The sequence below is a fragment of the Ruegeria atlantica genome, from assembly GCF_013032505.1.
Taxonomy (GTDB): domain Bacteria; phylum Pseudomonadota; class Alphaproteobacteria; order Rhodobacterales; family Rhodobacteraceae; genus Ruegeria; species Ruegeria atlantica_F.
The window spans coordinates 166334-187207 of the sequence record NZ_WQCG01000008.1 but is presented as its reverse complement, the minus strand read 5'-3'; the positions used below and the strand labels follow the sequence as shown (position 1 = coordinate 187207).

General features: G+C 56.9%; 21 protein-coding genes. 14 read left to right on the top strand and 7 right to left on the bottom strand.

All coding sequences use genetic code 11. The annotated features are described in order from the left end of the window. Nucleotides 1–276 precede the first annotated feature (276 nt). A complete protein-coding gene (locus tag GOW92_RS21625; RefSeq protein WP_170564811.1) occupies nt 277–1677 on the bottom strand; it encodes a PLP-dependent aminotransferase family protein in 1401 nt (466 codons plus the stop codon). Between the two features lie 92 nt (nt 1678–1769). Between GOW92_RS21625 and GOW92_RS21620 the strand changes: the two genes are divergently transcribed. From GOW92_RS21620 to GOW92_RS21595, 6 genes are all read left to right on the top strand, one after another. Continuing rightward, nucleotides 1770–2516 carry a GNAT family N-acetyltransferase gene (locus GOW92_RS21620; protein WP_170564808.1) on the top strand — a complete coding sequence of 249 codons (747 nt, stop codon included), beginning with the start codon at nt 1770–1772 and terminating at the stop codon, nt 2514–2516. Beyond that, a complete protein-coding gene (locus tag GOW92_RS21615; RefSeq protein WP_170564804.1) occupies nt 2513–3697 on the top strand; it encodes an MFS transporter in 1185 nt (394 codons plus the stop codon). Before GOW92_RS21620 ends, GOW92_RS21615 begins: the two co-directional genes overlap by 4 nt. A gap of 315 nt (nt 3698–4012) precedes the next feature. Next, entirely contained in the window at nt 4013–5008 is a 996-nt protein-coding gene (gene dusA / locus GOW92_RS21610; RefSeq protein ID WP_170564801.1) for a tRNA dihydrouridine(20/20a) synthase DusA, read from the top strand. Nucleotides 5009–5048: 40 nt separating this feature from the next. Then, a complete protein-coding gene (locus GOW92_RS21605; RefSeq protein ID WP_170564798.1) occupies nt 5049–5873 on the top strand; it encodes a sulfite exporter TauE/SafE family protein in 825 nt (274 codons plus the stop codon). Then, complete coding sequence (locus tag GOW92_RS21600) at nt 5870–6652, top strand: hypothetical protein (protein ID WP_170564795.1); 783 nt, start codon at nt 5870–5872, stop codon at nt 6650–6652. Before GOW92_RS21605 ends, GOW92_RS21600 begins: the two co-directional genes overlap by 4 nt. A gap of 33 nt (nt 6653–6685) precedes the next feature. Next, entirely contained in the window at nt 6686–7414 is a 729-nt protein-coding gene (locus GOW92_RS21595) for an STAS/SEC14 domain-containing protein (protein WP_170564792.1), read from the top strand. A 268-nt stretch (nt 7415–7682) separates the two neighbouring features. Here GOW92_RS21595 and GOW92_RS21590 read toward each other — a convergent pair whose 3' ends face one another. From GOW92_RS21590 to ccmI, 3 genes are read right to left on the bottom strand one after another with little or no spacing between them, the layout of a single operon-like run. After that, nucleotides 7683–7916, bottom strand: a complete 234-nt coding sequence (locus GOW92_RS21590; RefSeq protein WP_170564789.1) for a DUF1289 domain-containing protein — start codon at nt 7914–7916, stop codon at nt 7683–7685. Nucleotides 7917–7934: 18 nt separating this feature from the next. Continuing rightward, nucleotides 7935–8399, bottom strand: a complete 465-nt coding sequence (gene ruvX, locus GOW92_RS21585; RefSeq protein ID WP_170414538.1) for a Holliday junction resolvase RuvX — start codon at nt 8397–8399, stop codon at nt 7935–7937. Further along, on the bottom strand, nt 8396–9622 hold the full coding sequence (gene ccmI, locus GOW92_RS21580; RefSeq protein WP_170564786.1) for a c-type cytochrome biogenesis protein CcmI: 1227 nt from the start codon (nt 9620–9622) through the stop codon (nt 8396–8398). Before ccmI ends, ruvX begins: the two co-directional genes overlap by 4 nt. Nucleotides 9623–9818: 196 nt before the next feature. On the opposite strand from ccmI, the gene GOW92_RS21575 reads away from it, so the two are divergent. From GOW92_RS21575 to GOW92_RS21560, 4 genes are all read left to right on the top strand, one after another. Continuing rightward, entirely contained in the window at nt 9819–11063 is a 1245-nt protein-coding gene (locus tag GOW92_RS21575) for a sarcosine oxidase subunit beta family protein (RefSeq protein WP_170564783.1), read from the top strand. A gap of 76 nt (nt 11064–11139) precedes the next feature. Then, on the top strand, nt 11140–11469 hold the full coding sequence (locus GOW92_RS21570; protein ID WP_170564780.1) for a sarcosine oxidase subunit delta: 330 nt from the start codon (nt 11140–11142) through the stop codon (nt 11467–11469). Between the two features lie 43 nt (nt 11470–11512). Continuing rightward, nucleotides 11513–14527 (top strand): sarcosine oxidase subunit alpha family protein, encoded by a 3015-nt coding sequence (locus tag GOW92_RS21565; protein WP_170564777.1) that lies wholly within the window; start codon nt 11513–11515, stop codon nt 14525–14527. Beyond that, nucleotides 14520–15086, top strand: coding sequence for a sarcosine oxidase subunit gamma (locus GOW92_RS21560; protein WP_170564774.1), 567 nt, complete (start codon nt 14520–14522; stop codon nt 15084–15086). The genes GOW92_RS21565 and GOW92_RS21560 overlap by 8 nt, the downstream gene beginning before the upstream one ends. Before the next feature lie 39 nt (nt 15087–15125). Here GOW92_RS21560 and GOW92_RS21555 read toward each other — a convergent pair whose 3' ends face one another. Continuing rightward, nucleotides 15126–15515, bottom strand: a complete 390-nt coding sequence (locus tag GOW92_RS21555) for a hypothetical protein (protein ID WP_170564770.1) — start codon at nt 15513–15515, stop codon at nt 15126–15128. Nucleotides 15516–15615: 100 nt separating this feature from the next. Then, nucleotides 15616–16377 carry an FkbM family methyltransferase gene (locus GOW92_RS21550; RefSeq protein WP_170564767.1) on the bottom strand — a complete coding sequence of 254 codons (762 nt, stop codon included), beginning with the start codon at nt 16375–16377 and terminating at the stop codon, nt 15616–15618. Between the two features lie 101 nt (nt 16378–16478). On the opposite strand from GOW92_RS21550, the gene GOW92_RS21545 reads away from it, so the two are divergent. From GOW92_RS21545 to GOW92_RS21535, 3 genes are all read left to right on the top strand, one after another. Then, the gene (locus GOW92_RS21545) at nt 16479–17078 is read left to right on the top strand and encodes a superoxide dismutase (protein ID WP_170564764.1); all 600 of its coding nucleotides are present in this window, start codon (nt 16479–16481) and stop codon (nt 17076–17078) included. 466 nt (nt 17079–17544) lie between these two features. Further along, on the top strand, nt 17545–17958 hold the full coding sequence (locus GOW92_RS21540) for a CHAP domain-containing protein (protein WP_170564761.1): 414 nt from the start codon (nt 17545–17547) through the stop codon (nt 17956–17958). Nucleotides 17959–18344: 386 nt separating this feature from the next. Further along, nucleotides 18345–18797 (top strand): baeRF12 domain-containing protein, encoded by a 453-nt coding sequence (locus tag GOW92_RS21535; protein ID WP_170564758.1) that lies wholly within the window; start codon nt 18345–18347, stop codon nt 18795–18797. Between the two features lie 49 nt (nt 18798–18846). Here GOW92_RS21535 and GOW92_RS21530 read toward each other — a convergent pair whose 3' ends face one another. After that, nucleotides 18847–19398 (bottom strand): TIGR00730 family Rossman fold protein, encoded by a 552-nt coding sequence (locus GOW92_RS21530; RefSeq protein ID WP_170564755.1) that lies wholly within the window; start codon nt 19396–19398, stop codon nt 18847–18849. A 126-nt stretch (nt 19399–19524) separates the two neighbouring features. Between GOW92_RS21530 and GOW92_RS21525 the strand changes: the two genes are divergently transcribed. Then, nucleotides 19525–20841, top strand: a complete 1317-nt coding sequence (locus GOW92_RS21525; protein ID WP_170564751.1) for a LysM peptidoglycan-binding domain-containing protein — start codon at nt 19525–19527, stop codon at nt 20839–20841. Nucleotides 20842–20874: the final 33 nt, after the last annotated feature.

Here is a 20874-nt window from a genome sequence, read left to right as displayed (position 1 = left end):
ATCGGTGCTATCGCGCTGGGCAGGTCGAAAGACCTGCCCTTTCTTTTTGTGCTGCTCATCTATGGAGCCTGTCGCCGATGAGCTAGTCTCTTTTAGAAATGAAGATACGCTGCCCGCGTTTCGTGGTGATGCCTGGGATTGCCTGGGTTCCCTTGCATATACGGCGAGAAATCCAACGGAGCAGGCACAAGCTTCTGAATGGAATTGCACAAACGATGGCTTTGTCGAAGCCATTGACTTGAAAACCAAAGCGATGCCCGGTCGCGGATACGCCAGTCACCTCACGAAGCAGGTTCTCAACTTCATCAGAGCCGGCTCCATTTCTTCTTCGGAACACCCGCAAAAGCCCAAAATTAAGCCATTGCGACCTGAATTCCCGACTGAGAGCCGCGAAAGCGGCCGTACTGCAATGCCCATCTCCGATGCAGCCATGGCGATCTTTGTATCTTCGAAATCACTGTTTAGGTGAAACACAATCTGCATACCCGCATGGTGGTTGATGAAATGCCCAAATTCCATGAAGTCTCGTTTGAGTTTCTCCAGAAGAAATTTCCGTCGTTCATCGTAAATCCGGCGCATGCGGCGCAAGTGTCGGTAAAACTCTCCGGACTTCATGAACTCAGCCAGTGCCTGTTGCGGCATATAGCTCGCTTTTGACCCGAAACGGTTCAACGTTGTCCGGATTCGATCAAGCAGGGCATCGGGGGCCACGATATATCCTAACCGCAGGGAATTAGAGAATATCTTGGAAAAGCTGCCGATATAAATTGCCCTGTTCAGCTGGTCAAAACCGGCCATTGCAGGGATCGGCCGCCCAGCATACCGGAATTCACTGTCGTAGTCGTCTTCGATAATCCAAGCGTGGTTCCTTTCAGCCCATGCCAGGAAATCCAAACGGCGACTTGGCGACATAGCGCCGCCAAGCGGGTATTGATGCGAAGGTGTCAGTACAGCAAGTTTTGGCGTCGCGTGCCGGTCAGGTAACCGGGCACCGTTTTCGTCCACGTCCAAGAAGGTCGTCCCAAGGCCTTGGGCATTGGCAAGACGGCGCACCGGCAAATAGCCGGGATTTTCTAGGCCGACAGCCTCGCCTTTACCGACCAAACTGCGCAAACAGATCTCGATTGCATCAATTGAGCCTGCGGTCACTATGATGTGGTGCGCCGCGGCATCAATCCCACGCCATTCCGAAACATGTTCCGCGATAGCTTCGCGCAGATCACCGTTTCCAAAGACTGAGCTTCCAGACAACATGGTCTCGGGGTTCGTTCGGCACACGCGGGCAACCGTCTTGGCCCACTGCCGGTGCGGGAACAACCGCATGTCCGGGTGACTGGCTTCGAAAGGCATCGGAGTTTTTAGCTGTTCTTCGACGGATTTGGGCTGTTTTCGAGCAACATGCTTCGTCAACTCAACTTCGCCCAAGGCGCAGACTGTGTAGCCAGACCCTTGCAAACTATTCAGATATCCTTCTGCCACAAGCTGTTCATAGGCGGTCACGACGGTCGAGCGTGAAACGCCAAGTTCAGTGGCAAACACGCGTGTTGGCGGCAGCTTTGTTCCCTCGGCCAAATCTCCGGAAATGGTACGCGCTCGGATGGCCGCGCAGATCTGCTCAAAAACAGGCGTCTTCGCGGATCGGTCGATGGAAAAGGCAAGCCAAGGTGTGTGCTTCATATTGGTATGCTAATTTTTTTCATTTTTGGACATTAATAAGCATCCAAAACCATGACAATCCGGTCACTGAAAATACCGGAAAGGACGCTGCCATGTCAGTGCGCAAAAACGAACACGGCCAATTGATTGGGATGGCTTTACCGAATTGGTCAGGAGTCCAGCACCCTGGGCACAATGAAATGGCCGGTCGTTACGCGCGTCTGAGCTCGCTGGATCCGTTGACACATACGAATGACCTTTTCGAGGCGTTCGGCAAGGATCGCGTGGGCAAAATCTGGACCTACAACTTCATTGGACCGTTCAACACGATCTCGAGTCTGAGGACCTGGACCGACGGTGCCAGCAGTGTTCACGCTCAACCCTATTTCGCCGTGGTCAATCAGGAAACCGGTACGGCGTCAGGAATTGCAAGCTTTATGCGCATTCAACCGGAACATGGCGTGATGGAGATCGGCGGCATCACATTCGCACCCAGTTTGCAGCGCACAAGGGTTGCGACCGAGGCGATCTATCTGATGATGCGGCGCGCCATGACCGAACTGGGCTATCGCCGACTGGAATGGAAATGCGACGCACTAAACGCGCCTTCGCGTGCAGCGGCAGAGCGTTTCGGTTTTAGTTTCGAAGGCGTGTTCCAACAGGCGATCACATACAAAGGACGCAACAGGGACACCGCTTGGTATGCACTTTTGGATAGTGAATGGCCACCAGTCGAGCGCGGTTTCCAAGCGTGGTTGGCGTCGGACAACTTCGACGAAAGTGGTCAACAACGCAACAAACTCTCGGACCTGATTGCGCATGAGCGTGCCAATTTCGTTGAACAGGAGGGCGTTGTATGAATCGTCTGACCATGTTCACTATGTTCTATACCGCCAGCTTTCTGCAAGCGGGCGCATATGGGCTTACTTTCATGTTGCCGCGCCTGTTCGAGACCTTTGGCGCCAACGAGAAAATGGTGGGCTTAATGCTATTCGTCACCACCATCGCAACGTTGGTTACTGTATACTTTGCCGGGCATTTGTCGGATAGGTTCGGGCGCGTACGCACACTGGGTACAGCTTGTCTGTCTATTGCAGCCGCGCTGACCGCCTATGGCCTCGCTGATGGCGTCGGGGTGCTTCTGATTTTCGCCAGCGTCGCGATCGGGTTTGGTTGGGGGCTGACGTACGCGCTGTCCCCTATCGTTCTGACGGGCCTCGTAACGACCGCCGAACGGGTGCGCTATTTCGCTATTCTGTCGGTGGCTTTGATGGCGGGGTTCGGTCTGTCACCGGTGATGGCGTCTATGATGGAAAATTCCGGCTTGTCGGTGAATTTTGCATTCTTCGTTACCGCTGCGCTGTGCGCTTTGGCTGGGGTTGTCTTTTTTGCCCTTATCAAGCCCATTCGCATGCTGTCCGAACCCAACGGCCCTGAAGTGCGTTCATCCCTGTCGCGGGCCAGTGTCGCCGCAATCATGCGTTCGCGCGCGCGGTTGCCTGTGATCATGGTCTGTCTCGGTGCGTCTGTCTTTGCCGGGATGAACAACTTCCAGACCGTTTTCGCGGATGAGCGAGGATTGGATTACGCCGACTACTTTCTGGTCTACACAATCACAGTAGTCTTGTTTCGGGTTGTGCTGGCGCGGTTCAAAGGCGGCGGCAATCCATATATGACTATTGCGGTCCTGCAATACGTGATGTTCGGGTCCGTGGTGCTGTTCATGGGGATTGGCGGCAATGCTCCGATGTACTTGGTCGTCGCATTCTTGTTCGGTATTGGTTACGGAGTGAGTTATCCGATCCTGGCAGCAATGACAGCCAATGATGCCGATCAGGAGCTTCTACCCCAGACTCTTCAGTTCTTCGCGCTTTCGTACTTCATCGGGATCTTCGGCTTCCCGCTGATTGCCGGTTGGATGATCGTGGAATTGGGTGGTTTTGCGCTGCTGATCCTTGTGGCTGCCTTGGCCGGGGTCGAGGCAACTATGGCGGTCATGCGCGGGGCGCAGAACCGCAAGGACGTGTTGGCCAGAACATGACCCGAACTATTGGCGCGCGTTCTGCCTAAAGGATTCGCTTTCACAGATGATTCCAATTTGTTGCGGCGACGAGGAAACCTGATCGCCCCGACAAAATGTTAGCGGGGGTCTATCACCGATTTCTCTTTTAAATTCAGCCATTCAGAGAGGGTGGCGGCTGACGCGGCTTGGGCCCTTGGAAGGGGCAGTGTCCTACCGTTTCAGTTGTGCTACACGAAAGCAACTCTGAAACAAAAAACCGCCAAAACCCCGGCGATATACCGGAAAGTCCGGAACATCGTGCTGCATGGTTTTGGGGAGCGTTGAGGTTACGAATTGAAAAGTACCGTACAAAAAGCAGCGCGCCTTTCCGTGGCACCCATGATGGACTGGACAGACCGGCATTGTCGGTTTCTGCACAGGCTGTTGAGCCAGAACGCGCTTCTGTACACCGAAATGGTAACTGCCCCGGCGTTGGTGCGCGGTGGCGCGTTGCATCTGTTGGATTACAGTCCGCAAGAACACCCCGTCGCCCTTCAATTGGGCGGTTCAGACCCAGAGGAATTGTCGCAAGCAGCCCGGCTGGGTGCACAAGTTGGGTATGATGAGATCAATCTGAATTGTGGTTGCCCCTCGGATCGGGTCCAATCGGGCACTTTCGGGGCCGTGTTGATGAAAGACCCCGTCCGCGTTGCGGATTGCGTTACCGCGATGCGCGATGTCGTTGATGTAGAGGTTACGGTCAAATGCCGTATTGGGGTCGATGATCAGAATCCCGAACAGGTCCTGCCCGAGTTTCTGCAGGCCATTCATGCTGCCGGATGCCGACGTGTAACAATCCACGCGCGCAAGGCTTGGCTGCAGGGGCTAAGCCCCAAGGAAAACAGGGATATCCCGCCCTTGGACTATGATCTTGTGCATCGGATGAAGGGGGCGTTCCCGGACCTGCATATCTCGATCAACGGTGGGATTACGTCTCTGAAACAGGCGAAGGCGCAATTGGATGCCGGGCTGGACGGGGTCATGATTGGCCGCGCCGCATATCATCAGCCCACCGATATTCTGGCCGAGGCCGATGCCCTGATTTTCGGTGGTGGACGGGTGGCTGATCCGGTTGATGTCGTTCACAAAATGGTGCCCTATGTCGAAAATCACCTTGCCGGTGGTGGGCGTCTGCACCAGATCACGCGTCATATGCTGGGTCTTTTCGCCGGTCGCCCCGGTGCGCGCGCCTGGCGGCGGGCTCTGTCCGAGGGGGCGGTTCACGAGGGGGCCGGCTCCGAAGTGATGCTGCGAGCTCTGGACAGTATCGCGCCTTTGGCAGAGGTTTGAAGAGAACGGAATACGGCCAAATGGCCGGTTTGGGGGGATGATGCCCGAGACGATGTTGCTGGCCCAGATGCTGGGCCTTTTGCTTGTAATCGGGGCGCTGGCCGGTGTCTTGGCTGGCTTGCTGGGTGTTGGCGGCGGTATCGTTTTGGTGCCCGCGTTTTTCTATGCGTTCCAAACACTTGGATATGGCGGCCCTCAGTTGATGCAGCTGTGTCTGGCGACGTCTTTGGCTACCATCATCGTCACATCACTACGATCCGTCCTGGCGCATAACAAGAAAGGCGCGGTGGACTGGGATATCCTGCGCAGCTGGGGGCCGGGAATTGCAGTGGGGGCCATTGTCGGCGTGCTGGTCGCTTCGGCACTGCGAACCGAAGCGTTGCAAGCGTTGTTCGGCGTGTTGGGTATGGTCATTGGCGCATATCTGGGTTTGGGCAAATCAGAATGGCGGCTTGGCGACGCGATGCCAAAAGGCGTGAAGCTGGTGCTTTTGTCGCCCTCGGTCGGATTTCTGTCAGTACTAATGGGCATTGGTGGCGGCAGCTTTGGCGTGCCGCTGATGAGCCTGTTCAACACGCCTATTCACAGGGCGGTTGCAACGGCCGCAGGTTTTGGTGTGATCATCGCGGTGCCTTCGGTTTTGGGTTTTCTGTTCCTGGACATCGCGCCTGAACACCGCCCTCCGTACACAATCGGCGCGGTCAATCTGATCGCTTTTGCAATTGTTGTAGCCATGACAATGATCACTGCGCCCTGGGGCGTAAAGCTGGCGCATGCGATGGATCCCAAGCCGTTGAAGCGTGTGTTCGCGGTTTTCCTAACGCTGGTTGCCTTGAATATGCTGCGTAAGGCGCTGGGGCTGTGAGCGTTTTTTGGGACAAAGGTTGGATCAGGTTTCCGTACGACCCGACGCTGGCCCAATGGGTGGAACATGCTTTGCCGCAAGCCAGTGCCTCGGTCACAGATCCGACCTTTGCGGAATGGTTGGATTGCGAAGGCACGTGGTTCATCGGCGTGGACGCACTGGACAATGATCCAGAGGGCAGGGTGGCGCGATCGGATGTTTTGTCGGGTCAGGCTATGGACTTTATCTCTGAACATTATGGGCGGTTGCCTCTGCACAAAGGGCAGGTCTCGGTCGTTTACCCCGGTTACCCCCGCCCACGTCGCGGCGAGGGTGAAGCGGCCACCAGATACCGGCGAAGCCGTGATGCGGCGCATGTCGACGGATTGCGCCCCATGGGGCCGGATCGTCGACGCCGGGTGGATGAACCGCACGCGTGGATTCTTGGCATCCCTCTGACCGAGGCCAGCGCGGATGCCGCGCCGATGGTTCTGTGGGAGGGCAGCCACCAGATACTGGGCGCTGCATTCGCACAAGCGATGAAAGGCCTACCCAAGGACAGCCTTCACCAGATCGACGTAACCGACATATATCAGGCGGCCCGTCGCGAGGTGTTTGAGACCTGCCCCCGGATCGAGCTGCCAGCAAAACCGGGCGAATCCTATCTGCTGCATCGCCACTGCCTGCACGGCGTCGCGCCTTGGGCCGAGGGTGCGACCGCTGGCCCGGATGGACGGATGATCGCCTATTTTCGCCCCGAATTCGCCGGGGGAGTAGCCGAGTGGATCGAATCCCCCTAACCTGTTGCCATTATTCAGGTTTGGAGATTTTCGATGATTACGGTTCACACGGATTCTGATGGGGCCCAGATCGAGGTCGAGCTGTCCGGCGAAGTGACGAGCAAGGACTACAGCGAGACATTGGTCCCTGCGATAGAAGCGGCGCTTGAGGCTCATGATGCGGTGCGCCTGTTGGCGATCGTGCAGCCAGAGTTCAAAGGCTATGATCTTGGGGCCGCTTGGTCCGATACCAAGCTGGGGCTCAGCCACTGGCGCGGTTTTGACCGTATCGCTGTTGCAGCCGATCAGGGCTGGGTGCAGACGAGCATTCGTTTGGCGGCGCCTATCCTGCCTTGTCCTGTTCACGTGTTCGAATTGGCAGAGCTTGAAGTCGCGCGCCGTTGGATGCGCGAATCCTTGGGAGCCATCCATGTCACCGATTTGGGCGGACCCTCGGTGCAGATCAGCTTGATGGGCAAGCTGGACCCCGAAGAATACCAGCAGGCAGAACGGGATCTGGATTCCTTATTGAGTTCAAAAAACGGATTCCGCCTGTTGATCGACCTACGCGAGTTCGACGGTTGGCAGGGACTGACGGCATTGGCCGCACATTTTCGTCTGGCCCGAGGACATGTGGGACTGCTGGATCGCGCGGCCATCGTCGGGGACAAATCCTGGCAGCACATGGCACAGCGTGTCGCTAGTCACGTTCTGGGTGCACGCACACAGTTCTTTCCTTCAGAGGAATTTGAAAACGCAAAATCCTGGCTTGCAGCCGGATAACGCGACCATGATCAAGGCGGCAAATTTAATCTGGCTTTACCATTACGTCAGGTAAATTTGCCGGCTGTTTATTTTTTCTTGATCGGCCGGTCAAAAAAAGCTTACACATGTATTGTTCTTCCGCCTGACCACATCGGGAGATCATTTATGCTGAAGAGCGCCGCTGTGGGTTGCCACTCACTTACGCATGTCTTCGAACTTGATCCCCCCTCGGAGTTCAGACCAACCCGCAGCGGCGCGAATTCAGCTTAAAAATCACAAATGAACATCAGGATTTATTCATGCGCGCTGCACGTCCGCCGCGCCGTTTGGCAAGGCGTGGCTTGCGTGTGGGCAAGTCTTCCATGATTTCAGCCCGCTCGTCGCTGTCCATTTTCGACCAGCGCGTGATCTCATCAATGGTGCGATAACAGCCGGTACAGATGCGTTCGGTCGGGTGCACGACGCATATCTGGATGCAAGGGCTTTCGACCTCGTTCCTTTTCCAGACCATGTTTGTCATCGGTGTACCCCGTTTCCCTCACAGAAAGCGCAGCCTATCCAGCGCTCCTTGCAGAATATAGCCGGCTGCGACGTGATCGATAACCTGTCCGCGACGTTTTCGTGTCGTATCCGCCTCAAGCAGTGCCTTTTCCGCCGCAACAGTGCTAAGCCGTTCGTCCCAAAAGCCTATGGAAACCTCGGTCAGGCGCGACAGGTTTCGGGCAAATGCACGGGTCGATTGACAGCGGGGACCTTCGGTTCCGTCCATGTTTCTGGGCAGGCCGAGTACGACGCCGCTGATCTCGCGGTCCGCGATGATTTCCAGAAGTCGGGCAGAATCCAGCGTGAATTTCTTGCGCCGTACCGTCTCGAGGGGAGTTGCCACACCGCGCATCCGGTCGGACACGGCGACACCGATCGTTTTTTCACCCAAATCTAATCCGATAAGCGCCGTCATGGGCGGCAATGCGGCGGCGAAGTCTTCGAATTCGTCATGGATCATTGTGCGATACCTGCCTGAAGCGCGGCGGCGTCGATGATTGCAAGGGCATCGGCATTGTCGGCAAAGACTGCCATGGCTTCGTTTCTGATGTCGATGGCGCGCTGTCCTTCGCCCAGAACGCCCAAAGCGGCGATCAGACGGGCCCAATCCTCGGGCGCGCCCCCTTCGGTGGCCAGCCGGTCCGAAAGCTGGTTGACCATGCCGCGGATCATCTCTTGCCTTTCTTCCGGGGTAAGCGCCTCGGCAGCCTCGATGTCGTCCTGACTTGGGCCAGGCCCAGCAGGAGCTGACATCTCGGGCGCGTTGAACACGCCAGCGCGAAACGCCAGTTCATCCAGTTGCGTGAGAATTGCGTCGACCCACGGAGCTCCGGCTGGCGCATTACGCAACGCGTCTGTCCAGATGCGATAACCGATGTCGGGACGCCCGACTTGCACCATCATCTGGCCCAGGTAGTACAGTGCCGGGCCATGGCGTGGATCGCGTTTTAATGCTTCGCGCAATGCGGTTTCGGCTTCGGGTGACACATATCCACCCGCCGACAGGATCATCATTTCGGCAAGATGCGAATAAGCGTCTGCAGGGACTTCGTCGCCGGACAGTTCGATCACCCGCTGCTGCGCCTTGTATGCGGCAGGAAAATTGCCTGCGTTCGCCTCGTGCTGCGCCAGCAGAATATGGCCTTGCAGGTCGTCGGGACGCGCCTCGACGGTTTCACGCAGTTGTTCCAAAAGTGCCGCGTAGCTCTCTTCCAGCTGAGGCAGGGGAGCTGGCGCGGTGGTGGCTTCGAATTCGGCCTGGCTGGGGCGTTCGGCGCGCAAGGTTTCTGCCCGCTCTATGCGCAGCGACAGAGGTTGATCCGGCAGTCCAGCCGCACCCATCCGGTCGTACATCCAGGCGGCGCCGCCAACAAGAACAAGCCCCACGGCAGCGATTGCCGTGGCAGAGGCCCATTGTGGTGGTCCCGGTCGGCTGGCCTGTGCCTGCATCTGGGCGTCTGCCGCAAGAATTCGACGCGAGATTTCTGTACGCACTCGTTCCGCATCGGCTTCGCCAATGACACCTCGGGCCAGATCCTTGTCTACGCCCGCCAGTTGCTCGCGATACACACGCAGGTCATAAGCCGCTGCGGGTTCGCGTGTGTCGCGCGTTCGCAGGATGGAATAGCCCAAGACCACTGCAGTTACGGCAGCGGTTAGGATGATCAGGACCCAGAACGACATGGCTTCTCCGATTTGGCTGCCCTGACTTAGACCTCTCGGCGGGCCGACAAAAGGGACAAATGGCCGCTGGTCGCCTTCATGTCGCAATAATGGGGCCTATGTCGCAATAGTGCGATATTACGGCGTTGAACGGCAGGGGCAGGTTGCCGTTACGCGGCATATCTTCGCCCAATCACCGAACCGGATGGATTCGCCTATGAAACACTATTCAGCCTTTGCTGTGGCGCGCGAAGCGCTGCGCTATCACACCGGATGGGAACGCGCCTGGCGTTCGCCCGAACCCAAGAAAAAATACGACGTGATCATCGTCGGTGCTGGCGGTCATGGTCTGGCCACAGCCTACTATCTTGGTAAGAACTACGGCATCCAGAATGTCGCCGTGATCGAAAAAGGCTGGCTGGGCGGCGGCAATACCGGCCGGAACACAACCATCATCCGCTCGAATTATCTTCAGGATCCTTCGGCAGCTATCTATGAGAAAGCGCGCGGCCTCTACGAAGACCTGAGCCAGGACCTGAACTATAACATCATGTTCAGCCCTCGTGGCGTTATGATGTTGGCCCAGACTCAGCATGAAATTCGCGGCTATCAGCGCACGGCGCACGCGAATGCGTTGCAAGGGGTTCAGACCGAGTGGATCACACCCGAACGCGTCAAGGAACTGGTGCCGATCATCAACATCGACGGCCCGCGCTATCCGGTTTTGGGCGCATTGTGGCAGGAACGCGGTGGTACCGCGCGTCACGACGCCGTGGCGTGGGGCTATGCCCGCGCCTGTTCCGCGATGGGCATGGACATCATCCAGCAGTGCGAAGTCACCGGTGTCCGCTCTGACAATGGTCGCGTCGTCGGTGTCGACACCACCAAGGGCTCTATCGACTGTGACAAGCTGGGCATCGTCGTGGCTGGTCACTCTGGTCAGTTGGCCGAGATGGCGGGCTTCCGCCTGCCGCTTGAGGCGATTGCGCTGCAGGCGCTGGTCTCCGAGCCGATCAAACCTTGCATGGATGTGGTCGTGATGGCCAACACCGTGCACGGCTACATGTCGCAATCCGACAAGGGCGAGATGGTGATCGGCGGCGGTACTGACGGGTTCAACAACTACACCCAGCGCGGTTCGTTCCACCATATCGAAGAAACTGTCCGCGCGCTGGTCGAGACCTTCCCGATGATCTCGCGTCTGAAGATGCTGCGTCAGTGGGGCGGTATTGTGGATATGACCGGCGACCGGTCTCCGATCCTGTCAAAAACGCCGTTGGGCGGCTGCTTTATCAACTGCGGTTGGGGCACCGGTGGTTTCAAGGCTATTCCGGGCTCGGGCTGGGGCATGGCACAGCTGATGGCAACTGGTCATTCACCGTTGACCGAAGCCTTCACACTGGACCGTTTCAAAGAGGGCCGCTTCATCGACGAAAGCGTCGCTGCAGGCGTGGCGCACTGAGGGTCGGACCCATGAGTGCTATTGTTTCGAATTCTGGTTGGCCAAACTGCCGACCGACCGCCAAAAGGATGATCACATGTTGATCCTGAATTGCCCTTACTGCGGCGTGGACGCCGAAGAAACCGAACTGGCCGCAGGTGGCGAGGCGCATCTGAAGCGCTTTGGTCCCGGTTCGTCGGATAACGAATTTCACGACTACCTGTTCATGCGGGAAAACCCCAGAGGCGTTCATTTCGAACGCTGGCGCCACAGCAACGGCTGCGGCAAGTGGTTCCACGCCGCACGCTGCACGCAAACGCTCGAGGTGTTCGGGACGTATTCCGCCCAGACCACCGAGCCACCGCAAGAAATCAAGGACGCGATCACTGCAAAGCGCCCTGGTTGGAAGTGGAGAGACTACGAATGATCCGCGCCGCCATCCATAATTCCGCCTGCGAAAGGTCCGCAACATGAGCACCCGTCTCGCAAAACAAGGCCGGCTGATTGACCGGTCGAAACAGGTCACCTTCACCTTCAACGGCACCTCAATGCAGGGGTACGAGGGGGACACGCTTGCCTCAGCCCTGCTGGCCAACGATCAGATGATGATGGGCCGGTCGTTCAAGTATCACCGTCCGCGCGGCGTCGTCGCCAGCGGCGCGGAAGAGCCGAACGCATTGGTCGGTCTGGGGCAGGGCAACCGGTTCGAGCCGAACCAGCGCGCCACCACGACCGAGCTGTTCAATGGTCTGACGTCGGTGTCGCAGAACCACTGGCCGAACCTTGAATTCGACATCGGTGCGGTGAACACCGCGTTGGCGCGGTTCCTTCCGGCCGGTTTCTACTACAAGACATTCATCCATCCCAAGCCTTTCTGGAAACACGTCTACGAACCGATCATTCGTCAATCGGCTGGACTGGGTAAAGCGCCCGACAAGGACAACCGCGACGCAGACACTTACGAACACTTCTACGCCTTCACCGACGTTCTAGTGATCGGCGGCGGGGTCGCCGGATTGCAAGCGGCCATGACAGCAGCTGAGTCCGGTGCCAAGGTTCTGCTGATCGAGCAGACCGCACATTGGGGTGGGCGCGCGCCGGTGGATGGTGGGACCATCAACGATGAGCCTGTGGATAAGTTCGTGGAACAAATGGTTTCCAAATTGGAAACAATGAGCAACGTAACCATGCGTAACCGCTGCATGGGCGCGGGTGTCTACGACCACGGATACGTTCTGGGTTACGAGCGTCTAAATGACCACAAGCCGGGCTCACAAGGTCCGCGCCATCGCTTGTGGCGTATTCGGGCCAAGCAGGTTGTCACCGCGACGGGTGCAATCGAACGCCCGCTGTCATTTGCGGGCAATGATGTGCCGGGCGTCATGCTGGCTGCGGCTATGCGGGACTATGTGGTGAACTGGGGCGTAACCCCGGGCGAGCGAGTGATCGTTGCGACCAACAATGACGACGCATACCGCACCGCAATTATCCTAAAACAGGCAGGCGTTGATGTACTGCGTGTGGTCGATGCGCGCGCGGCTGCCGGGCCGTTGGCGGAAGAGGCGCGACAGCTAGGCATTCGGGTTGACCCCGGAAAGGCTATTGCCAAAGTCAAAGGCGGTAAGCGCGTCAAGAAGGTTGCGATCTGCAATCAGGAAGGCATCGGTGGCGCTCGCGAAGAAGTTGAGTGCGATGCGGTTGCCATGTCTGGTGGTTGGTCCCCGGTTGTTCACATGTGGTCGCATTGCGGCGGCAAGCTGATTTGGGACGAGGCACAAGCGCATTTCCGCCCCGATCCGGCGCGGCCACCATTGGGGGCGAACGGCGAGGGATTTGTTGTGGCTGCTGGAGCGTCTAATGGCCCTCTGGCATTGGGCGATGTTCTGACGGACGCGCACGCTGCGGGCAAAGCGGCCGCCAAAGCAGCTGGCTTCAAGCCAAAGAACACCAAGGCTCCGGCTGGTGAGGCCACGCAAGAGGCAGCTATGCAAGCGGTCTGGCTGATGCCCGCCAATGCCGAAGTGCAGTTACGCATGAAATCCTGGCTGGACTTCCAGAACGACGTCAAAGTTTCTGATGTGCAACTGGCCGCGCGCGAGGGCTATGAAAGCGTCGAGCATACTAAACGATACACTACACTGGGTATGGCGACAGATCAGGGTAAGTTAAGTAATATCAATGGCCTGGCGATTCTTGCTGATGCACTGGAATCGGAAATTCCGAAGGTGGGCACCACGACGTTCCGGCCGCCATACACGCCCATTTCGATGGGTGCGATTGGCGGCGAAGCGCGTGGCGACGTGTTCCAACCGATCCGTCAAACGCCGATGCATGACTGGCACGACAAGAACGGCGCGGATTGGGAACCGGTCGGCCACTGGCGCCGGACCTACGCCTATGTGCGCCCCGGTGAATCCGTGCATGACGCAGTAAACCGCGAGGTCAAGAATACCCGCGAAAACCTTGGTCTGCTGGACGCGTCGACGCTGGGCAAACTGATCGTCAAAGGCCCGGACGCCGGCAAGTTCCTCGACATGATGTACACCAACATGATGTCCACGCTGAAGGTCGGCAAATGCCGCTATGGCCTGATGTGTTCGGAAAACGGTTTCCTAATCGACGACGGTGTTGTTGCTCGCATCGACGAGGACACCTGGCTGTGCCACACAACCACCGGCGGAGCGGAACGCATCCACGGTCATATGGAAGAATGGCTGCAAACCGAATGGTGGGACTGGAAAGTCTACGTTGCCAACGTGACCGAGCAATACGCTCAGGTCGCCGTGGTCGGCCCCAACGCCCGCAAGGTGCTGGAAAAGTTGGGTGGCATGGATGTCAGCAAAGAGGCGCTGCCATTTATGGAATGGCGCGACGGTAAGATCGGTGATTTCGATTGCCGGGCCTACCGTATCTCGTTCTCGGGTGAGTTGTCCTATGAGATTGCTGTCCCTGCGTCTCAGGGCCAGGCGTTCTGGGATGCATTGATGGACGCAGGCAAAGAGTTCGGCGTCATGCCTTATGGCACCGAATGTCTGCACATCCTGCGGGCCGAGAAGGGCTTTATCATGATCGGGGACGAGACCGACGGCACCGTGATCCCGCAGGATCTGGGGCTGCACTGGGCGCTCTCGAAGAAGAAAGAGGACTACCTCGGTAAACGCGCCCATTCACGCAGCCATATGGCCGATCCGGACCGCTGGAAACTGGTCGGTCTCGAGACTGTGGATGGTTCTGTCATACCCGACGGTGCTTACGCAGTCGGCGAGGGCGTCAACGCCAACGGTCAGCGCAACATGATCGGGCGTGTGACCTCGACATATTACTCGGCCAACCTCGGAAAAGGCATCGCCATGGGGCTGATCAAACATGGTCCGGACCGGATGGGCGAGATTGTCGAGTTCCCGGGCACCGATGGCAAAACCTACAAAGCTAAGATCGTGGACCCGATCTTCTACGACAAGGACGGGGAGAAGCAGAATGTCTGAACCGATCAGCGCACTGAATCACGCCAGCTATGACGGCATCGCCACAGTCGAAGAAACCGGCCTGCAGGGCATGATCACTTTGCGCGGCGACCTGTCCGATAAGGTGTTAGCCAAAGCGGTAAAAGACGCCACCGGGAAGAAAATGCCCGGCCAGCGTGAGGCCCTGGTCGATGGTCAGACCGGCGTTTGCTGGATGTCCACCGATGAATTGTTGGTGCTTGTTCCCTACGCCGATGTCGAGGCCAAACTGGCCGCAATGACCAACGCGCTCAGCGGGACACACGCGTTGGCCGTCAACGTTTCGGACGCCCGGGCGGTTTTCCAAATCTCTGGCATGAAAGCCCGTGAGGTGCTGGGCAAACTAGCCCCGGTCGAGTTATCGGCTGAGGCGTTCCAGCCCGGACAAATCCGCCGTTCACGGCTGGCGCAGGTGGCCGGGGCGTTCTGGATGGACGATGATCAGACTTTCCGTGTGGTCTGTTTCCGATCTGCTGCGGACTATGTGTTCAAACTGCTTAAGGTTGCGGCGCAGCCGGGCAGTGAGGTTGGGGTCTACTAACTTCCGAACAAAAAAGCCCCGGGAAGACCGGGGCTTTTTTTATTTTATGATAGCGCAGTTGCCTGTGCCGTAAGGTTTGTTTGCAGCGCTGACATTGACGAAGCTGCCGCGAACTTTGATTTTGTTCTTTGCGGGATCCAGATTGGCTTGGTAGCGCATCCGAATATCTTGACCTTCCGAGCTTTGGAGGGTGACATTCCATATGACGCGATAGGTGTCATTGCCACGGACGCTCAGGCTGGCATCCATCCAGTCGTGATACCCGCTGACAACCTGAGCTGTTTGCGCGGAAGGATCTATGCGGAATTGGTATTCCGGAGCGATCCAACCATCCCTTCCTTTCACTTTGCAATGATAGGTGGTGCCGTCAGCCAAAGCCGCCTGAGCAAAAACTGAAGCAGCGGCAAACATTAAGAAACGTAGTTTCATTTATTCTCAATCCAGTAAATCCAGCCACCTGTTTTCAGCAATCTCAGGTGGAAAACACAAGTAGAATTTCGCGCTAGATTTAGGAATACGTAAGAATAATTTAGCGCGATAACAAAACTGTATGGTAGCGCTTTAAAGCGTCGGGTTGCAGCAACGCCTGCAGGTCGAGAGGCCGCCCCTTTTCATCCATGGCATTTGAATAAAATGACAGGCTATCCAAAAGAGATTCAGTGTAATGGAAAGCTTTGTCTTCTCCGAGGAGCGGCGAATGCAGCGACAGATACAATGCAGGACGTTGTTTTTGTAACCATGGCAGCAAACTTGGCAGAACCATGAACTCGGCCCCCTCGATGTCCACTTTGACCAGGGAGACTTTGGTGAGATCACTCGCCGCCTCGAACTGGCTCCAAGCAATGGTCAAAGCGTCGCTACCATGCGCGCCGTCATGCAAGAGCGAACTGGTGGAATCCCCCGGTTCTCCTCTCACTGACGCCATGCGGGCTACTCCGAACCGATCTGATAGCGCCACGCCAAAGGCCGAAACGTTGTCAATGCCGTTGAGATCCAGATTCCACGCAAGATGCCGATACGCTGTGGGGTCCGGTTCGAAACACCAGACATGCCGTGCCTTGCGGGCTCCGTACAGCACCGTTGGTCCAATCCAGGCGCCGATGTCCAGATAGTCGCTGTCCGGTGACAGATACTGGTCAAGCACTCCGAAGGTTTCAGGTTCCCATCGACCTTCCGATGCCTTGCGCCAGAACTTCGAATGATAAGGGTCCAGTCGAAACGGCTCGCCATTCAGCTGGCCCGCATAGTATCCGCGGGCGCGGTAAAACATCTTGCGCGCCTGTGTAAGCATCGCCTGCCTCCGGGTTTTCTTGTCTCGGCTCTTGACCTGCGGCGGCTGCCAAAGCATTTAACCTTGGGAACCGCAACTTACATTTTAAACAGGGGGCCGATATGGCTTTTGAACTTCCTGATCTTCCTTATGCACATGACGCGCTGGCAGCCAAGGGTATGTCCGCGGAAACACTGGAATATCACCACGACCTGCACCACAAGGCCTATGTCGACAACGGCAACAAGCTGATCGCCGGCACCGAGTGGGACGGCAAGTCGCTGGAAGACATCATCGTTGGCACCTACGACGCAAACGCTGTCGCCCAGAATGGCATCTTCAACAACATCAGCCAGCTGTGGAACCACAACCAGTTCTGGGAAATGATGGGCCCCGGTGGCAACGCCATGCCCGGTGAGCTGGAAAAGGCCCTGACCGAAAGCTTCGGCTCGGTTGACGAATTCAAGTCGCAGTTCAGCGCTGCTGGTGCCGGTCAGTTCGGCTCGGGTTGGGCGTGGCTGGTCAAGAACGCGGACGGCTCGCTGGCCGTGACCAAGACCGAGAACGGCGTGAACCCGCTGTGCTTTGGTCAGACGGCGCTGCTGGGTTGCGACGTGTGGGAGCACTCCTACTACATCGATTTCCGCAACAAGCGTCCAGCTTACCTGTCGAACTTCCTCGACAATCTGGTAAACTGGGAAAACGTTGCATCGCGGATGTAATCGTAATCCCGATTTGGGTTTTTAAAGGGCCTGCTGGCGTCAACGCTGGCAGGCCTTTTTTGTATTTTGATGCTTGTTTTTGGTGTCGATGCTGCGTTTTGCAATTTGCAGTGACTGACTACTGAACATTCAGCGACGCATTCTTATTCGGGCGCGGCGTTTATCAGAAATTGTGAAATGACGGCGTCCACCTCAGCCACTGAGCCAAATATGGCACAGGGGGCTGGCAATAAATTGCTGCGAAATTGGCGGGCCTCTTTTCATTAAAGATCAAATCATCGTAGAACCCCGTCAGTTTTCGAAACAACACTGAAGCCTCTTGGAAAACAGCGTCCGCAAAACAAATACGATTTGGCCGCGCCTGTCCGGTACAGCCCGAACCGCGATTGCGATTGGGGTATTCAGTCTTTTGTCTGCTTGCGCCGAGAGGTCAACTGATGCGGACCTTAATCCGGAACGTCAGTCGATGGCTTTACGCGAGGTCGCGCAAAAGCAAGCCCGTGGGCAAAGGGTGTGGTGTGTGCCCTACGCAAGGAACCTCAGCGGGATCCAAATTCGCGGTAATGCCAAGGATTGGTGGGGCAAAGCGCGCAGTACTTTTGAACGGGGCAATGAACCAGCTGTCGGTGCGGTTATGTCGTTTCGTGCAACCCGGGGAATGCCTTTGGGCCATGTGGCGGTCGTGTCCAAAATTGTCACGGATCGGACAATTGTCGTGAATCACGCCAACTGGCATCGAAACAAGGTATCATTGAAAATGGGCGTCACGGACGTATCCAAACACAATGATTGGACCTTGGTCCGCGTTGAAACCCGGCCGGGCCAGTATGGCAGTTCCTACCCGGTGAATGGGTTTATTTATCCGAAAGATGGTGGGTAGCTCAAATTCTCTTCGCGTCTTCTGCGAGGTATCGAAATGCTCGGCAAGCGTTTCCCGTTTCGGCCGTGAAGCGCGAACAATACCCGGCGGCGCGAAAGCCCAATGCCGGTATCCACCGCATAGCTGAATTTAGTTGAAAAAAGCCATTCAACAGTATCGGTGCTACCCTAATGCGGCGCCATAAGAGAAAATCTGCCGGTACGTCAACTTTCGAATTGAGACCTATTGTACGCCGCCCCGCAGTACCTAGCTAAAGTATGCGGAGGGAGAGAGCCGCAAACCACTAAGAAAACCGTCAGGTAACGCGCTGAATGACTTTGGCGCGTCACGGGTGAGCTGTGCCTGACGCATGAGGAATGGCCTCACCGCCATAACAGGAGAACACAATGGTCGAACTTGCACAGGGAACATGGGTTGTCATTGCCGATGGGGAAAAGGCGCTGTTCATGGAGAACGTCACAGATGCCGAGGATCCCAATTTGGTTGTCGTATCGGTCGAGGAAAGCGACGGGTCAGTCGCCAAACCTACAGACCGGGCCGGTCGTCGTTTCGACACTGGGCCAAACCAGAAATCGGCCGTGGAAGAGAGTAAATGGAAATCCCATGCGAAAACCTTGTTCGTGCAGGATGTTGCCAACCTTTTGAACCGTAAGGGGTTAAAAGGAGCCTATAAACGTCTGGTACTGGTGGCCAGCCCGCATGTTCTGGGACTGCTGCGTCGACGGTTGCACAGCGAAGTATTGGGCAAAGTGGTGGCCGAGGTCGATAAGACCTTGACCAATCACCCGCTGCACAAGGTTGAACAAGTGTTGCGCCAGCGCCTTGCCCCTGCGACTTGAATTTGGTGAAACCAAACGGGCGGTTTTGACCGCCCGTTTACCAACCGCGTTAGCTCAGAACTTTCCTGAGCACTTTCATTGCCGTGTAGGGCTCGTCGACCCATGTGATGAAGTCTGACAGAGACGCGTCGGCAAAGCCTTGGCCGATGACCTGTTGCAACAACTCGTGCAGCGTATCCCAATAACCATCAACATTCATGACTAGAATGGGCTTGTCGTGCAGGCCCAACTGTCGCCAGGTAAGCGCCTCGAACAACTCGTCCAGCGACCCCGGACCGCCGGGCAGGACGATGACGGCATCGGCGTTCATGATCATGACCTTCTTACGTTCGTGCATCGTCTCGGTGACCACGAAACGGGTCAAATCCGTTTTACCGACTTCACGTTGCAGAAGATGCACGGGGATGACACCGAACGTGTCGCCGCCAGCGGATTGCGCGGCACGTGCAACCTCGCCCATCAGCCCGACATCTCCGGCACCGTAGACCAGTCGCCAGCCTTCTTCGGCCAAAAGGGTTCCGAAGTGCTGCGCCGCTTCGGAATAGGCCGGATTCGCGCCATTTCGTGACCCGCAATACACACAGACAGATTTCTGAGACATGGGTTGGCTTCTCCGGGCTTGTATCTGGGCTTTTGACCCGTGATAGCGGGATTGATAGATTGGCTCAACCGTCAGGCAGAATGTGTTATACTCAAGGCACTTGCGCTGCGGAGTGAAGGGAAAAGAATGAATTCCAATTCGGGAAGCGAAAGTTCCGGAACTTTCACCTGGGGGGTGATTGCCGGCGTCGTTGCACTGGTCGGAGCCGGTGGGTTGTACCTGTCCGGTATCTTCGGTGCTGGTCCTCAGGACGCTGTGCCGCAACAAGACACCGCCGTCCAGACCACGGAAGCAGCCAGTGCGAATTCTACCCCCTCTGAGGATCAGAGCGCGGTAGCTCAGGAACAGGAAACCATTGATCAGTCTGATGGCACTTCTGTACCAGCGAAGGACACGGCCGAAGCCGAGCCGGTTGCCGCACCACCGACTCTGGACCAGATTTTTGTTGAACCCGACGGAAATACTGTCCTTTCGGGCAACGCAGAACCGGGTGCGGACATTCGCGTTTTGCTGGATGGTGAGCAGGTACACAGCTTTACCGTCGACGACTCCGGTCAGTTTGCCGAGTTTCTGTTGATCCCATTCTCAGATGATGCACGCGGGTTAACACTGGAAACTGCGGGTGAGGATCAAACTGTCCGTTCGGACGATTATTTGATTGCTGCCTTGCCTGAACCGGAACCGGCAATTGAGCAGATAGCGGCCTTGGAAACAGGTGACGCCGCCAGTGATGAAACTGCAGAGGCGCAAGACACGTCGACGCCCGCGTCGACAGATGAAACAGCGACAACCGGTGACGCCGAAACGGCGGATGCACCTGCAGATCAAACAGAGGATCAGCCCCAGGAAAATGCACAACAAGTCGCTGAAGAAAGCAATGAAAGTCAACAGGTTGCTATTTTGCGTTCAGGTGAAGACGGGGTTGAACTGGTTCAATCTCCAACAGCTGCACCCGATACCTCGGATGAGGTGGCGTTGGACACGATCGGGTATTCTGACGCTGGCGACGTTGAGCTGACAGGTCGGGTGCCGGACGGGTCTGCGGTGCGGCTGTACCTGGACAACCAGCTTGTCGCCGATTTGCCGCTGGTTGATGATGGTAAATGGCGCAGCGAGTTGGAAGGGATTGACCCTGGCATCTACACCCTGCGCGTGGATGAAATCGCAACGGATGGCACAGTGGTCAGCCGCCTTGAAACGCCGTTCAAGCGTGAACCACTGGAAGTTCTGCGTGCCGCAGAAGGTGGTGACCAGCCCGAAAGCGAACCGGATACGCCCCCAATCCGCGCGGTCACCGTGCAGGAAGGCGACACGCTTTGGGCCATTTCGCGTGACCGGTTCGGCGACGGTATCTTGTACGTGAAACTGTTCGAGGCCAATCGCAACGCGATCCGCGATCCGGACCTGATTTACCCGGGGCAGATCTTTACCATCCCGGAATAAACTTTTCCCTCTGGCCCTTGCCGGGCCCGGGGT